The sequence below is a fragment of the Shinella zoogloeoides genome, from assembly GCF_030733845.1.
Lineage (GTDB): Bacteria > Pseudomonadota > Alphaproteobacteria > Rhizobiales > Rhizobiaceae > Shinella > Shinella zoogloeoides_C.
The window spans coordinates 358,106-372,830 of the sequence record NZ_CP132312.1; the positions used below are offsets into that span (position 1 = coordinate 358,106).

The 14,725-nt window shown below is 65.1% G+C and carries 13 protein-coding genes; 5 read left to right on the forward strand and 8 right to left on the reverse strand.

The genetic code is table 11. The features are described from left to right. Nucleotides 1-17: 17 nt before the first annotated feature. Entirely contained in the window at nucleotides 18-1,646 is a 1,629-nt protein-coding gene (locus tag Q9316_RS22090) for an ABC transporter substrate-binding protein (protein ID WP_371878029.1), read from the forward strand. 55 nt (nucleotides 1,647-1,701) lie between these two features. Here the strand turns inward: Q9316_RS22090 and Q9316_RS22095 are convergent, their stop codons facing one another. From Q9316_RS22095 to putA, 6 genes are all read right to left on the reverse strand, one after another. Then, complete coding sequence (locus Q9316_RS22095) at nucleotides 1,702-3,876, reverse strand: right-handed parallel beta-helix repeat-containing protein (protein WP_306035466.1); 2,175 nt, start codon at nucleotides 3,874-3,876, stop codon at nucleotides 1,702-1,704. 116 nt (nucleotides 3,877-3,992) lie between these two features. Next, nucleotides 3,993-4,172 (reverse strand): hypothetical protein, encoded by a 180-nt coding sequence (locus Q9316_RS22100; protein ID WP_306035467.1) that lies wholly within the window; start codon nucleotides 4,170-4,172, stop codon nucleotides 3,993-3,995. Between the two features lie 131 nt (nucleotides 4,173-4,303). Next, on the reverse strand, nucleotides 4,304-4,567 hold the full coding sequence (gene minE, locus Q9316_RS22105) for a cell division topological specificity factor MinE (RefSeq protein WP_306035468.1): 264 nt from the start codon (nucleotides 4,565-4,567) through the stop codon (nucleotides 4,304-4,306). After that, nucleotides 4,564-5,379, reverse strand: a complete 816-nt coding sequence (gene minD, locus Q9316_RS22110) for a septum site-determining protein MinD (RefSeq protein ID WP_306035469.1) — start codon at nucleotides 5,377-5,379, stop codon at nucleotides 4,564-4,566. The genes minE and minD overlap by 4 nt, the downstream gene beginning before the upstream one ends. Nucleotides 5,380-5,412: 33 nt before the next feature. Then, nucleotides 5,413-6,165 carry a septum site-determining protein MinC gene (gene minC, locus Q9316_RS22115; RefSeq protein ID WP_306035470.1) on the reverse strand — a complete coding sequence of 251 codons (753 nt, stop codon included), beginning with the start codon at nucleotides 6,163-6,165 and terminating at the stop codon, nucleotides 5,413-5,415. 448 nt (nucleotides 6,166-6,613) lie between these two features. Further along, the gene (gene putA, locus Q9316_RS22120; RefSeq protein ID WP_306035471.1) at nucleotides 6,614-10,276 is read right to left on the reverse strand and encodes a trifunctional transcriptional regulator/proline dehydrogenase/L-glutamate gamma-semialdehyde dehydrogenase; all 3,663 of its coding nucleotides are present in this window, start codon (nucleotides 10,274-10,276) and stop codon (nucleotides 6,614-6,616) included. A 168-nt stretch (nucleotides 10,277-10,444) separates the two neighbouring features. Here putA and Q9316_RS22125 point away from each other — a divergent pair, with 168 nt between their 5' ends. Together Q9316_RS22125 and Q9316_RS22130 are read left to right on the forward strand one after the other, a co-directional pair. After that, nucleotides 10,445-10,885 (forward strand): Lrp/AsnC family transcriptional regulator, encoded by a 441-nt coding sequence (locus tag Q9316_RS22125; RefSeq protein ID WP_371878030.1) that lies wholly within the window; start codon nucleotides 10,445-10,447, stop codon nucleotides 10,883-10,885. A gap of 61 nt (nucleotides 10,886-10,946) precedes the next feature. Beyond that, complete coding sequence (locus tag Q9316_RS22130; protein ID WP_119255569.1) at nucleotides 10,947-11,138, forward strand: DUF3008 family protein; 192 nt, start codon at nucleotides 10,947-10,949, stop codon at nucleotides 11,136-11,138. 14 nt (nucleotides 11,139-11,152) lie between these two features. On the opposite strand, the gene Q9316_RS22135 is transcribed toward Q9316_RS22130, so the two are convergent. Further along, complete coding sequence (locus Q9316_RS22135) at nucleotides 11,153-11,608, reverse strand: MarR family winged helix-turn-helix transcriptional regulator (protein WP_306035474.1); 456 nt, start codon at nucleotides 11,606-11,608, stop codon at nucleotides 11,153-11,155. An 81-nt stretch (nucleotides 11,609-11,689) separates the two neighbouring features. Between Q9316_RS22135 and hmgA the strand changes: the two genes are divergently transcribed. After that, nucleotides 11,690-13,030, forward strand: coding sequence for a homogentisate 1,2-dioxygenase (hmgA, locus tag Q9316_RS22140; protein ID WP_306035476.1), 1,341 nt, complete (start codon nucleotides 11,690-11,692; stop codon nucleotides 13,028-13,030). 2 nt (nucleotides 13,031-13,032) lie between these two features. Here the strand turns inward: hmgA and Q9316_RS22145 are convergent, their stop codons facing one another. Then, nucleotides 13,033-13,617, reverse strand: a complete 585-nt coding sequence (locus tag Q9316_RS22145) for a DUF2585 domain-containing protein (protein ID WP_371878048.1) — start codon at nucleotides 13,615-13,617, stop codon at nucleotides 13,033-13,035. A gap of 89 nt (nucleotides 13,618-13,706) precedes the next feature. Between Q9316_RS22145 and Q9316_RS22150 the strand changes: the two genes are divergently transcribed. Then, nucleotides 13,707-14,723, forward strand: coding sequence for a fumarylacetoacetate hydrolase family protein (locus Q9316_RS22150; RefSeq protein ID WP_306035478.1), 1,017 nt, complete (start codon nucleotides 13,707-13,709; stop codon nucleotides 14,721-14,723). The last annotated feature ends 2 nt before the right edge of the window (nucleotides 14,724-14,725 follow it).

Genomic DNA, 14,725 nt, shown 5'->3' on the forward strand with positions numbered 1-14,725 from the left:
CAACCGGGCTTGCCGGGATGCAGGATGACGCGTCAACCGTAAGGAGGAGTGCGAGCGTGACCACTGAACTCGATCATCTGAGCCGGCTTGTCGCCGGCGGACGGCTTTCCCGACGCGACTTTCTCGGCCGGGCCGCCATGCTCGGCCTCTCGATCACGGCGGCCAATGCCTTGCTGACCAGCGCGGCGCGCGCGGAAGGACCCGTCAAGGGTGGCGTGCTGCGCGCGGGGCTTGTCGGCGGCGCGGCCACCGACAGCCTCGACCCCGCGACCTGGGCCAGCCAGGTGCCCTATACGATCGGCCGCTGCTGGGGCGAGCAGCTGCTCGAGATCTCACCCGCCGGCGAGATCGAGTATCGCCTCGCCGAATCCTACGAGGCGTCCTCCGACGCCAAGACGTGGACCTTCAAGATCCGCAAGGACGTCACCTTCCACAACGGCAAGCCGCTGACACCGGAGGATGTCGTCGCCACCTTCGAGCGCCACGCCGATGCAGATTCGAAATCCGCCGCCCTCGCTTTCGTGGCCGAGTTCGACACGGTCAAGGCGGACGGCGGCAATGTGGTGATCACGCTGAAAGAGCCGAACGCCGACCTGCCCTACGTCGTCAGTGACTACCACCTGATGATCCAGCCGAACGGCGGCAAGGGCAACCCGACCGAGGGCATCGGCACGGGTCCCTACAGGATGGCGGTCAACGAACCCGGCGTGCGCCATGTCGGGGAAAAGCACGAGGGATACTGGGGCAGCGACCAGCGCGGCCATGCCGATTCGGTCGAGATCATCGTCATCAACGATTCAACGGCCCGCACGGCCGCGCTCCAGGGCGGGCGGATCGACATGATCAACCGGGTTGAGCCGAAGATAGTCGAGCTGGTCAAGCGCCTGCCGGGCGTGACGCTGCGCAACGTGCCCGGCAAGGGCCATTATGTGATGATCGCCCATTGCAACACGGCGCCCTTCGACAATAACGACCTGCGGCTGGCGCTGAAATATGCGGTCGACCGCGAGGAGATGGTGCTGAAGATCCTCAGCGGCTACGGCACGGTCGGCAACGACACGCCGATGATCAAGGGCTATCCGCTGTTCGACGACGATATCGAGCAGCGCAAGTTCGATCCGGAAAAGGCGGCCGAGCACTACAAGAAGTCGGGTCATAGCGGCCCGGTGCTGCTGCGCACCTCGGACGTCGCCTTCCCGGGCGCGGTCGATGCCGCCCAGCTTTTCCAGCAGAGCGCCGCCAAATGCGGCATCACCGTCGAGATCAAACGCGAGCCCGGCGACGGCTACTGGTCGGACGTCTGGAACAAGCAACCCTTCTCCATGTCCTACTGGACCGGCCGCCCGACGCAGGACCAGGTCTATTCCATCGCCTATCTTTCCAAGGCGGAATGGAACGATACCCGCTTCTTCCGCGAGGATTTCGACAAGCTGATCATCGGCGCGCGCTCCGAGCTCGACCAGGCCAAACGCAAGGCCATGTACCGGCAGGCCGCGATGATCCTGCGCGACGAGGGCGGTGCGATCGTGCCGATGTTCAACAACTATATCGACGCGACGAGCGCCAAGGCTGGCGGCTGGGTGGACGACCCGAACGGCGAGCTGATGGGCGGGCACGCCCTGACGAAATGCTGGGTGGTCGCCTGAGGCGATTGGAACAGGTGAGGGGCGTTTCGGCGCCCCTCGCCATTATCGCTACCGCTCAGCCGCAGCGCGCGTCGAAGGTCGAAGCGCCGAGTTCCTGGCCGTTGACGATGAAGACCGAGCCGGGCGACTGGGTGATCGAGCCGCTGAGGCCGCCCATCCACGAGGGATCGGATTTGCAATCGCGCGGTGTATTGCGCACCGTGATGTCGCCGGAAAGGTCTTCCGACGGTCCCATGAAGTAGAGGCCCGCTTCCCTGGCCTTGTCGATGACGACGTTCTCGAAGCTTATGTCGGCCACGGGACCGCCGAGGAAGCCCCATTCGTCGCCATAGATGAACATGCCGTAGGTGCCGGCATTGCTGATCGTCACGTTCTTGAAGTCGATGCCGGCGACCGGATTGAGGAAGATGCCCGCATTCCTCGTGCCGTCGATCGTCAGGCCGTCCACCTTGACGTCCGTCGTCACCGCCTCGTCGGGCAGGGAGGGTGCGGTCACCAGCATGAGGCCGTTGATGCCGCCCTTCAACACCATGTCGGTGATCGCAACGTTCGACGTGCCCTGCAGCACGACGAGGTCCATGTCCCTGTCCTGCGCGGAATTGTCGACCGTCACCTTGTTCATCTTCACCCCGTCGGCGCCGACGAGCAGAATGCCTTCGCGCCGCGAGCGGGAAATGGTCACGTTGTCGAGCGTGATGTTGCTGGCGAGCTCGGTGATGACGGGAGGCCAGCCGCTGTCGTCGATCGCGCTGCCGGCAAAGACGCCGTAGGTGACGTTGTCGATCGTCGTGTCACGGATGGCGAGGTTCTTCGTGCCGTGCGCGCTGATCGCCGCATACGGCGCGCGGTTCGGGTTGCCAACGGCGAATTCGCACAGGGTGCTGCTTTCGCAGATGTAGAGATCGTGGATGCTGCTGTCCTGGATGACGGCGCCGTCGACCTGCGTCAGGCGGATGCCGTCATGCGCGGTGTGCGAAACCTCGACATTGTCGATGAAAAGGCCTGAAGTGCCGGTGCTGCCGATGCCGGCAAAGCCGCCGGTGATCGCGAGGGAGGACACCAGGCTGTTCGACGCCATGGTGACGACATCCCGGGCGGGGTCGTAACCCGTCAGCGTCGTTGCGGCGCCAATATTGGTGAACGTGCCGCGGCCGCCGCTCGACGCGCCCCTCAGGGCAAGCGTTCCGCCGCCGCCGAGCAGCGCCTGGCCGTCCGCGAGCGCCAGCGAGCCATTGAAGCCGATATTGCCTTCGGCCAGCACCAGCGCGCCGTTTCCGGCCGACGCCAGCAGGGCATTGATGGCGGTCGCATCGCCACTGCCCGCCGAGATCGTCACCACATTGCCGGCCGTCTGTCCGGTGAGGTCGAAGACGGCATTTTCAAGTTCGCCCGTCGTGCCGACATGGGTCTTGATGGTCGCGGCCCGCCGGACGCCTTGCGTCGCCGGATCGAAGGGATTGACCGCTTCGCCGCCGGAAATGCCGAAGGGAATGCGCAGGCGGGCCATGGCGGCGCCGCCGAGCTTGTCCTGATTGTCGTAGGTGGCGCTCGCCCCGATGGAGACGGTTGAACCCGTTGGAAGCCCGCCGACATTCGCGAAGGCGAGTTCGGCGCGCAGTTTTCCGCCGAACATGTCGCTGACATTTCTGCCGCCATACCAATAGCTGCCGGCAAAGAGCTTCAGTTCGGCTTTGCCGTCCTCCGAAATGCCGGGAACCTTGAAGCCGGCCTCCGCATCGATGCCCGGCCGCGCCCGCTCGCGGCCCTCGCGGAACTTCAGAACGCCGTCGCTGATCACTCCGCGTCCCGCGCCCTCGACGGAAAAGCCGTTGCCGAGCGGCAGATAGATGTTGGCCCGGGTTTCGAAGACGGGACCGAGCGCTTCGGCGCCGAGCGAAAGCTGATGGAAGTCGTTGCCGAGCGGGGAGTTGAGATAGTCGTAATAGCCGTAGAGGCCGAGGGTCCATTGGCCCGGCGTCGCGAGGCGGTAGCCGCCGCCGAACGAACCCTGGCGGACGCCGCCTTCGACGAGCGATCCGTTGAGGTCGATGAAGAACGTCTGGGTGGCGTCGGCTTGGAACGGCAGCATGATGCCGAGGCCGCCCAGCGATTCCTCGCTGTGCCAGCGGCCCTCGAATTCCGTAAAACCTCTGATATCGGCGGCATGCGCATGCGCGACGCCCACGGCCACCGCTGCGAGCGGCCCGGCTAACCCTATAACAATGTTCATAAAATATCTCCAGTTCAGCAATCCGCGGGGCGGATGTGATTGGCGATATTATACATGAGTTCTAGAGTCAACTTTATAGATTCGAGGCTGTGGATAGGCCCGAAAATGGCCCGCCTTCAGGCGTCCTGGGGCACGCCGGCCGAGGGTGTGACGCCTGCGGTCTGCTCGCAATGTTCCACATGCCGCGCAAGCGCCTGGTTCGACAGCACCGCGCTGATCGTGGTGATGTCACGGCCCTGGTATTTGGGCATCTGCTGGACCGCCTTCAGCCTCTCCAGAAGTGCAAAACGGGACATGACATTCTCCTTCGATTGTTATTGCTGCGTCATTCGGCCCCAGGGGCCGGGTCGTGTGATCATGTGGTCCTTAGAGTGTCGGGTCTCACCGCCGGCATCCGGGAGGATGCGCGGCGTGCGAAGCGGCGTCGTCAGGCAGCTTTCTTGCCGGCGTCGAACGGGATCTCGATATCGACGGCGAGCGTCGAGACCTGGGCGCCGCGTTCCATCTTGATGCTGACCTTTTCGTCGTCGATCTGCATGTGCTTGGAAATCGCTTTCAGGATTTCGTCGCGCAGCTTGTTGACGAGGTCCGAGTCGCCGGTCGAGGCGCGCTCGTGGGCGAGCAGCACCTGCAGCCGCTCGCGCGCTGCCGGAGCCGACTGGCCGCGGGAGAAGAAACCGAACAGGTTCATGCCGCTTTCCTTCCGAAGATCTTGCCGAGGAAGCTGCGCTTGTCGCCCGGGATGGTGACCGGCAGGCTTTCGCCCTTGAGGCGGCGCGTCGCTTCGAAATAGGCGAGCGCCGGGGCGCAGCGGCCGTCCGCCAGCGTGACCGGAGCGCCGACATTCGAGGCGCGCAGGACGTCCATGCTTTCCGGGATGATGCCGAGCAGCGGGATCGAGAGGATTTCCAGGACGTCGTCGACCTTCAGCATGTCGCCGCGCTCGGCGCGGGCCGCGTCGTAGCGGGTCAGCAGCAGGTGCTTTTCGATGCGCTCGCCGTTCTCGGCCTTCAGCGTCTTGGAATCGAGCAGGCCGATGATGCGGTCCGAATCGCGCACCGAGGAGACTTCCGGGTTCGTCACGACGATGGCGACGTCGGCATGGCGCATGGCAAGCGTCGCGCCGCGCTCGATGCCGGCGGGGCTGTCGCAGATCACCCAGTCGAAGGCGTTCTTCAGGGCCGCGATGACCTTCTCCACGCCTTCCGGCGTCAGGTTGTCCTTGTCGCGAGTCTGCGAGGCGGGCAGCAGGTAGAGCGTCTCGACGCGCTTGTCGCGGATCAGCGCCTGCGTCAGCTTGGCTTCGCCCTGGATGACGTTGACGAGGTCGTAGACCACGCGCCGCTCCGCACCCATGACGAGGTCGAGATTGCGCAGGCCGACGTCGAAATCCACGACCACGACCCTGTCGCCGTTCTGCGCCAGCGCGGCGCCCAGTGCGGCCGACGACGTCGTCTTGCCGACGCCGCCTTTGCCCGATGTGACAACGATTACCTTGCCCATATGCCTCTCCAGTGAGTTGGAATTCGCCTGCTGTCAGCCGAGTGTCGCGGCCTTGATCGTTTCGCCATCGAGCCAGACCTGCACCGGCTTGCCGCGCAGTTCCGGCTCCATGTCGTCCGCCGTCTTGTAGAAGCCGTCGATCGCGATGAGCTCCGCCTCGAGCTTGCGGCAGAAGATGCGCGCCGAGGCATTGCCCGTCGTGCCGGCCAGCGCCCGGCCGCGCAGGGGGCCGTAGACGTGGATCGACCCGCCGGCGACGATTTCCGCGCCCGATGCGACCGAACCGATGATGGTGACGTCGCCTTCCGGGAAAAAGATCGACTGGCCCGAGCGAACGGGCCGGGAGACGACCAGGGACGGCGTGACCTGGACGGCTGCCGTCACCACGGGTTCGGCGGGCTCGGCGGTCTCGACGGGATCAACCTTTCCGGTCTTTTCGGTCTTTTCCGCCGCCGGCGCCTCGATATCGGCCGCCGGGCGTCCGTCGGTCATTGCCGGCGGCATGTCGGGACCGAGCAGCGACGAGCGCGCGCCCTCGACGCCCATGACCCGCACATTGCGTGCGTTGAGCTGGTCGACGAGGTTGCGCAGCTCCGAACGGTCGATGTCCAGACCCTCGACGTCCAGCACTACCGGCCGGCGAAGGAAGAAACCGGCCGAACGGGCGGCCAGGTCGTCGAGCCGCACCAGCCAGTCCTCGAAGGGAAGCTCCGGTGTCAGCGCTAGCGCAAGGAAGGACCGCCCCTTGAGGCGGATCGGCCGGGGTTGAGTTAACACATCAGTCATCTTGATTAATTTTCGGTAGCCCCGGTGTAGCGGTGAAATGGTTAACAAATGGTTAATTGGCAGGCTACGCTGGCGCGAAGCATGTCCTGCCGGCCCGAAGGCCCGCGATATCGGAGCTTGAGGAAACGCAAAGGTAGACGTGCCGTATTCTTCGCTCCCGACGCGGGTGACGAAGGTGCTTTTTAGGCGCCTGTAGGCAGACTGATTCGCTGTCGAATCGCTGGGGCTGGCCAGGGGGCGCTGCCCTCACCCTAATCCCTTCCCGGAGGCGGAAAGGGGACGTACCACACGAATGGGTATCGGGTGAGGAAACGGTGAGGCATATCTCCTTCTCCCCGCTTGCGGGGAGGTGGCCGGCAGGCCGGAGGAGGCGCAATGGTGTCTATCAGGCGCCGCCTTGGTGCCGGCAGGCAGAAGAATGTCGCGGCGCAGAGCGCCGCGAATAGCGTCAGCCGATCGCCATCAGGCTGGCATTGCCGCCTGCGGCAGCGGTGTTGATGGAGGTGGAGACCTCCTCCAGCAGCCAGTTGAGGCAATAGGCTTCCGGATCGCTGGCCAGCTCCTCGGTCGTCGCCGCCTGCACCAGGACGAGCGGGCCGGCAAGGGCTGCGATCTTCCGGTTGACGCTGCGCACATCTTCCGCGTCGCCTTCGACCAGTGCCCCGGCGAACGGGCCGCTCTTGTCCCAGTCGGACGTCCACGAGAGGCGGGCGGCGACGGAAGACGGCAGGTCCGCCAACACGGATTTCAGTGGCTCGACGTTGTCGACGACGAGCTGGTTGCCCGTCGCGAGCGCCGCTGCGACCTGGCGCAGCAGGCCGGTTTCGGTCTTCGGCACGAGGAGCACCTTGCCGCGCGCATGCAGGGCATAGAGGTTGCGCTCGCCGACGGGACCGGCGAGCTCGCGCAGCAGGCCGAGCGCCGAGCGGTTGGCAAAGCCGCGGGCCGTCTCGCCCTCGGCCGCCTTGCCCTTGCGGTCGAGCCAGGTGATGTAGTCGCGAAGCACCGGATCGGTGTGCACCGAATCCTGCTGCGGCGGCACCGGCGCCTTCTGCACGAGGCGGCCGATATAGAGCGGGCCGCCGGCCTTCGGGCCGGTGCCGGAAAGGCCGCGGCCGCCGAACGGCTGCACGCCCACCACCGCGCCGATGATGTTGCGGTTGACGTAGAGGTTGCCCGCCTTGATGCGGCTGGTGACATGCGCGATCGTCTCGTCGAGGCGCGTGTGCAGGCCGAAGGTGAGGCCGTAGCCGGAGCCGTTGATGTCGTCGATCAGCTTGTCGAGATCGGCGCGGCGGAAGCGGATGACGTGCAGCACCGGGCCGAAGACCTCGCGCTTCAGGTCGGAAAGCGACTTCAGCTCGATGATCGTCGGCGGAACGAAGGTGCCGTTCTCCGTGCTGCCCGGCAGTGCCACCTGCTCGACCTTGTTGCCGAGGCTGCGCATGTGCTCGATATGCTTGGTGATGCCGTCGCGCGCCTCGGCCGTGATGACCGGGCCGATATCGACGTTGAGGCTGTCGGTGCGGCCGAGCGTCAGTTCCTTGAGCGCGCCCTTCAGCATGGTGAGCGTGCGGTCCGCGACGTCGTCCTGCAGGCACAGGACCCGCAACGCCGAGCAGCGCTGGCCCGCGCTGTCGAAAGCCGAGGCGATCACGTCGCCGACGACCTGCTCGGCAAGCGCGGAGGAATCGACGATCATGCCGTTCTGGCCGCCGGTTTCGGCGATCAGCGGGATCGGCTTGCCGGTGGCGGAAAGCCGTTCGGCAAGCTGCGCCTGGATGAGGCGGGCGACCTCCGTCGAGCCGGTGAACATGACGCCGGCCGTCTTGTCCGCGCCGACGAGGGCCGCGCCGACACGGCCGGCACCCGGAACGAACTGCAGCGCACCGGCCGGCACGCCGGCTTCGTGCAGGATCTTCACGCTCTCATGGGCGATGATGGGCGTTTCCTCGGCGGGCTTTGCCAGCACCGCATTGCCGGCGACGAGGGCGGCGGCGACCTGGCCGGTGAAGATGGCGAGCGGGAAGTTCCATGGGCTGATGCAGACGATCGGGCCGAGCGGCAGGTGGGCCGGGCCGAGCGTGCGGCGGGCCTGGTCGGCATAGTAGCGCAGAAAGTCGACCGCCTCGCGCACTTCGCCGATGGCGTTCGCCGCCGACTTGCCGGCCTCGCGCATGATGATGCCCATCAGCGGCTCGATGCGGGTCTCCATGAGATCGGCCGCCCGGTCGAGGCAGGCGGCGCGGTCGGCCGGCGGCACAGCGGCCCAGGCGGCGACGCTGTCGGCGGCGAGGCCGACGATGCGCCCGGCATCTTCCGCCTTGATCTCGGTGACGCGGCCGACGACGTCGCGGTGGTCGGCCGGGTTGAGCACGTCGCTCGTCTCGCCAGAGGCAGAGCCGTCCGCGAGAAGCGGCGCGGCGTGCCACTGCCTTGCCGCGGTGTCAGCGAGTGCAGCCGACAGCTCGGCGAGCGTGACTTCGTTGGAGAGGTCGAGACCCTTGGAGTTCTCACGCGACTTGCCGAAGAGCGCGTCCGGCAGGGCGATCTGGTCGTGCGGCGCGCCGACGACCGGCATGGCGGCGACGATGTCGACCGGATCGGCGATCAGCGATTCCACCGAAACCTTGGGGTCGGAAATACGGTTGACGAAGGAGGAGTTCGCGCCGTTCTCAAGTAGCCGCCGGACGAGATAGGCGAGCAGCGTCTCATGCGTGCCTACGGGCGCATAGATGCGGCAGGGCCGGTCGAGCTTGTCCTTGCCGACCACTTCGTCATAGAGCGGTTCGCCCATGCCGTGCAGGCACTGGAACTCGTACTTGCCGACGGCGAAATCGGGGCCGGCGAGCTGGTAGATCGTGGCGAGGCTCTGCGCGTTGTGGGTGGCGAACTGCGGGAAGACGGCGTCCGGCGCGGCGAGCAGTTTTCGCGCGCAAGCGACATAGGCGACGTCCGTGTAGATCTTGCGCGTATAGACCGGGAAGCCTTCCAGGCCGTCGAGCTGCGCGCGCTTGATCTCGGCGTCCCAATAGGCGCCTTTGACGAGGCGCACCATGATGCGGCGGCCGGAGCGGCGGGCGAGGTCGATGATGTAGTCGAGCACGAAGGGGCAGCGCTTGCCATAGGCCTGCACCACGAAGCCGAGGCCATTCCAGCCCTGCAAGGATGCATCGAAGCAGAGGCTTTCGAGCAGGTCGAGCGACAGTTCCAGCCGGTCGGCTTCCTCCGCGTCGATGTTGAGGCCGATGTCGTATTTCTTGGCGAGCGCCGCGAGCGCGGTCACCTTGGGCAGAAGCTCGCTCATGACGCGGGCGGCCTGCGCACGGCTGTAGCGCGGGTGGAGCGCGGACAGCTTGATCGAGATGCCGGGGCCTTCATAGATGCCGCGGCCGGCGGACGCGGTGCCGATGGCGTGGATCGCCTTCTCGTAGTCGCGGTAGTAGCGCTCGGCGTCGGCGGCGGTCGTCGCGGCCTCGCCCAGCATGTCGTAGGAATAGCGGAAGCCGCGCGCTTCGAGCGGCTTGGAGCGCTTCAGCGCCTCCTCGATGGTCTCGCCGGTGACGAACTGCTCGCCCATCATGCGCATGGCCATGTCGACGCCGCGCCGGATGACCGGCTCGCCGGCCCGCGCGATGAGGCGCGTCAGGGCGGCGGAAAGGCCGCGGTCGTTGACCGTCGAAGTGAGCTTGCCGGTGACGACGAGGCCCCAGGTGGCGGCGTTGACGAAGAGCGACTTGCCGCCGCCGATATGGGAGGTCCAGTCGCCTTCGGCGATCTTGTCGCGGATCAGCGCGTCTCGCGTGTCGGTATCCGGGATGCGCAGCAGCGCCTCGGCAAGGCACATCAGCGCGACGCCTTCCTGGCTCGACAGCGAGTATTCCTGCACCAGGCCCTCGACGCCCGTACCCTTGTGTTTGGCGCGCAGCGCCTCGATCAGCGTGCGGGCGGTGCTGCGGATGTCGTAGCGCTGCGTCTCGGTGACGCGCGCGGCGGCGACGAGCGGCGGCAGGCACTCGGTCTCGGGACGGCGATAGGCGGCGGTGATCGCCTGGCGCAGTTCGGTCTGCGGACGGATCGGCGGGGCGAAGTCGGCGAAGGGTTTCTGCATGGCGGGACCTATGAGAAGCGGTTTGCATGATATCCGGGAAACTGGCGCGGACAATATCACGGCGCTAAAAAACAAATGGACTTCAAATCGCGTTCAATTAGGCTTGTTGCATCTATTTTTTGAACATTGGAGGGTGATTTGCCCGATATTTCGCAAGTTGATGGGTCATTGGATGCGTTCGACCGCAAAATCCTCGAGGAACTCACGGAAAACGGCCGCATCCCGGTGGCCGAGCTCGCCGAAAAGGTGGGCCTGTCCAAGACACCGTGCCAGAACCGCTTCAAGCGGCTGATCGCGGAGGGGTTCATCCAGGGCTTCAAGGCGATCCTCAACCCTTCGAAAATGAACCTCGATCACATCGCCTTCGCCGAGGTGAAGCTGACCAATACGCAGGAGGAGGCGCTGATGAGTTTCAATGCGGCGGTCAAGAAGATCAAGGAGGTCGAGGAGTGCCACATGATCGCCGGCCGCTTCGACTATCTCCTGAAAATCCGCACCCGCGACATCAAGAAATACCGGCTGGTGCTCGGCGAACGCATCTCGAACCTGCCCTATGTCGCCAACACCTCGACCAATGTGGCGATGGAGACCGTCAAGGAGCGGGGATGACGGCCTCCGGAACATCGGGCGAAGGGATGCGTTTGCGCCCATATCGTCAAGGGAGGCTGTCATGCCGGCAAAATCGAAAGCGCAGCAGAAGGCCGCGGGTGCGGCGCTTGCCGCAAAACGCGGCGACATGAAGAAGAGCGAGCTCAAGGGCGCCTCGAAGGGCATGGAGAAATCCATGTCGGAGAAGGAGCTGGAGGAAATGGCCTCCACCAAGCGCAAGGGCAAGCCGGAGCACAAGTCGAAGTCCGATTGATGTGACCGAGACCGTCAGTCCCGGGGGCCGCGCCTTGCGGTCCCTGCCGGCAAGTTCGCCTCGATAGCCGCAAGGCCGGCTTCGAGCTGCGCGAGGCCGCCGGCCAGAAGCCGCGCTATTTCCTCCTCATAGGCCCGCGCCAGCGCGATCATCTCGCCATAGATGCGCCGGCCGGCCGGCGTCAGTTCCAGATGCTCGATCCGCCGGTCGCTGGCATCCTCGCTGCGCTTCAGCCAGCGCTTTTCCTCCAGCGCCCGCACGGCGCGGGACACTTTCGTCTTGTGCATGCTGGAATTGGCGCCGATCTCCGTCGCCGTCATGCGGCCGTAGGAGCCGAGCGCGGCCAGCGCGCGCCATTCCGGCCGGGTCATGCGGTAGCGGGTGCGATACTGCGCGGCGAAACGCTGGCTCACCCGCTCGGCTGCCTGGTTGAGGCGATAGGGCAGGAAGGTTTCGAGCTTGAAGTCCATGGCAGACCGCCTTGATGGTTACAAAATGGACAGTTACACCTGTAACCATCTGATAGACAGCCTTGCAGAGGAGGGCAAGCCATGCCGGATCGTAACGAGGAGAACGCCAACAGCCTGAAATACATGCCGGGCTTCGGCAACGACTTCGAGACGGAATCGCTTCCCGGCGCGCTGCCGCAAGGCCAGAACAGCCCGCAGAAGTGCGAATACGGCCTCTATGCCGAGCAGCTTTCCGGCTCGCCCTTCACCGCCCCGCGCGGCACCAACGAGCGCTCCTGGCTCTACCGCATCCGCCCGAGCGTGCGCCATACCCGGCGTTTCTCCAACGCCAGCTATCCGCACTGGAAGACTGCGCCCTGCCTCGACGACCATTCCCTGCCGCTCGGCCAGTTACGCTGGAACCCTCTGCCGGCGCCGAAGGAAACGCTCAGCTTCCTCGAAGGCCTGCGTACCATGACGACGGCCGGCGACGTGCTGACCCAGGTCGGCATGGCCGCGCACGCCTATACGTTCAACGCCGACATGGTGGACGACTACTTTTTCAATGCCGACGGCGAACTGCTCGTCGTGCCGCAGCTCGGCGCCATCCGCGTCTTCACAGAAATGGGCATCATGGACGTCGAGCCGCTGGAGATCTGCCTCATCCCGCGCGGCATGATGTTCAAGGTCTCGCGCATCGGCGAGGGCGACGTCTGGCGCGGTTATGTCTGCGAGAACTACGGCGCGAAATTCACCCTGCCGGACCGCGGGCCGATCGGTGCGAACTGCCTTGCCAATCCGCGCGATTTCAAGACGCCGGTCGCCGCCTACGAGGACAAGGAGACGCCGTGCCGGGTCCATGTCAAATGGTGCGGCAAGTTCTACGTCACCGAGATCGGCCATTCGCCGCTCGACGTCGTCGCCTGGCACGGCAACTACACGCCGTTCAAATATGACCTGCGCACCTATTCGCCGGTCGGTGCGATCCTGTTCGACCATCCCGATCCGTCGATTTTCACGGTGCTGACGGCACCGACGGAGGAGGCCGGAACGGCGAATATCGACTTCGTCATCTTCCCGCCGCGCTGGCTGGTGGCCGAGCACACGTTCCGCCCGCCCTGGTATCACCGCAACATCATGAGCGAGTTCATGGGCCTCATCCACGGCCAGTACGATGCCAAGGAAGAGGGCTTCGTGCCCGGCGGCATGAGCCTGCACAACATGATGCTGCCGCACGGACCCGATGCCACCGGCTTCGAGAAGGCCTCGAACAGCGAATTGAAGCCGGTGAAACTCGACCACACCATGGCCTTCATGTTCGAGACCCGCTTTCCCCAGCAGCTCACGAAATTCGCGGCCGAGCTGGAAACCCTGCAGGACAACTATCTCGAATGCTGGGATGGGCTGGAGCGCAAGTTCGACGGCACGCCGGGCATCAAGTGACTTTAGCCGCCTTGCCAGGCCTTTACGGCTTCGATGGGCCAGACCAGCATCAGGATGTTCAGCGCCAGCCCGTCCCGGATGAGCCAGATGGTCGTCGCCTCGAAGACGATGATGATCGCGACGCTTGCCCAGACGGGCAGGCGCGCGGCGAGGAAGAAGCCGACGACCATCGCCAGGATATCCGCGCTGGAATTGATCACGCTGTCGCCGAAATAATCGAGCGAGATCGTCGATTCGCGATAGCGGTTGATGATCATGTCGGTGTTTTCGAGGATTTCCCACGCGCATTCCACGACGAGCGAAAGGGCGAGCCTGACGTTGATGCTCGCCTTCCTGAGGATCAGCGTGAAGAAGCCGAAGAACAGGATGCCGTGGATGATGTGGCTCGGCGTGTACCAATCGGACAGGTGCTGCGAGTTTTCCGAAGAAAACACGACGCCATGCCAGAGTTTGACATATCCGCACTTGCAGATGAGTGGCTGACCCATCGTATAAAGGATGATGGCCGTTGCCGCGGTAAAGGCGGCAGCGATCAGCAGGGAATTTCGGACCGTACGGTTCAAGCGGGATTTCCTCGAAAATGCGATGCGCCGTGGGAGCGGCGCACGAGGGTGGAGAGATACGGCCGGAAGATGACACGATCGGGCGGCCGGAAACAAGATCGGGAGAGACACGCATGAAGCTTGCGACGCTGAAGAATTCCACCCGCGATGGCCGTCTGGTGGTCGTCTCGCGCGACCTGACCCGCTGCTCGGAAGTCGGCCATATCGCCCGCACCCTCCAGGATGCGCTTGACGACTGGGAGCATGTCGCGCCGCGGCTGGAGCGGGTCGCCGAGGGGCTGGAGACCGGCTCGCAGCCGACCGTGCGCTTCCACGAGCACGACGCTGCCTCGCCGTTGCCGCGCGCCTATCAGTGGGCGGACGGGTCGGCCTACGTCAACCATGTCGAGCTGGTGCGCAAGGCCCGCAATGCCGAGATGCCCGAGAGCTTCTGGACCGATCCGCTGATGTACCAGGGCGGATCCGACAGCTTCCTCGGCCCGCGCGATCCGATCCTCGCGGGCGACGAGGCCTGGGGCATCGACATGGAAGGCGAGATCGCCGTCATCGTCGACGACGTGCCGATGGGCGCCAGCGTGGAGGAGGCCCGCGCCGCCATCAAGCTCGTCATGCTGGTCAACGACGTGTCGCTGCGCGGTCTCATCCCCGCGGAACTTGCCAAGGGCTTCGGCTTCTTCCAGTCGAAGCCGTCTTCCGCCTTCTCGCCGGTCGCCGTTTCTCCCGATGAACTGGGCGATGCCTGGGAGGGTGGCAAGCTGCATCTTCCGCTGCTCGTCTCGCTCAACGGGAAGCCCTTCGGCAGGGCCAATGCGGGCGTCGACATGACCTTCGATTTCGGCCAGCTCGTCGCCCATGCCGCGAAAACCCGTCCGCTCGTCGCCGGCTCGATCATCGGCTCGGGTACCGTCTCTAACAAGCTCGACGGCGGTCCCGGCAAGCCGGTTTCGGAAGGCGGGGCCGGCTATTCCTGCATTGCCGAGGTCCGCACCATCGAGACGATCGCCGCCGGCGCGCCGAAGACGCCCTTCATGAAGTTCGGCGACATCGTGCGCATCGAGATGAAGGACAAGGCCGGCCACTCGATCTTCGGCGCCATCGAGCAGACCGTGACGCGTTACGAGAAGGATTGAGC

Bases quoted from the DNA above. Each gene is read 5' to 3' on its own strand.
- Q9316_RS22090 (WP_371878029.1), top strand. From the start codon at position 18: ATGCAGGATGACGCGTCAACCGTAAGGAGGAGTGCGAGCGTGACCACT.
- Q9316_RS22095 (WP_306035466.1), bottom strand. From the start codon at position 3,876: ATGAACATTGTTATAGGGTTAGCCGGGCCGCTCGCAGCGGTGGCCGTG.
- Q9316_RS22100 (WP_306035467.1), bottom strand. From the start codon at position 4,172: ATGTCCCGTTTTGCACTTCTGGAGAGGCTGAAGGCGGTCCAGCAGATG.
- minE (WP_306035468.1), bottom strand. From the start codon at position 4,567: ATGAACCTGTTCGGTTTCTTCTCCCGCGGCCAGTCGGCTCCGGCAGCG.
- minD (WP_306035469.1), bottom strand. From the start codon at position 5,379: ATGGGCAAGGTAATCGTTGTCACATCGGGCAAAGGCGGCGTCGGCAAG.
- minC (WP_306035470.1), bottom strand. From the start codon at position 6,165: ATGACTGATGTGTTAACTCAACCCCGGCCGATCCGCCTCAAGGGGCGG.
- putA (WP_306035471.1), bottom strand. From the start codon at position 10,276: ATGCAGAAACCCTTCGCCGACTTCGCCCCGCCGATCCGTCCGCAGACC.
- Q9316_RS22130 (WP_119255569.1), top strand. From the start codon at position 10,947: ATGCCGGCAAAATCGAAAGCGCAGCAGAAGGCCGCGGGTGCGGCGCTT.
- Q9316_RS22135 (WP_306035474.1), bottom strand. From the start codon at position 11,608: ATGGACTTCAAGCTCGAAACCTTCCTGCCCTATCGCCTCAACCAGGCA.
- hmgA (WP_306035476.1), top strand. From the start codon at position 11,690: ATGCCGGATCGTAACGAGGAGAACGCCAACAGCCTGAAATACATGCCG.
- Q9316_RS22150 (WP_306035478.1), top strand. From the start codon at position 13,707: ATGAAGCTTGCGACGCTGAAGAATTCCACCCGCGATGGCCGTCTGGTG.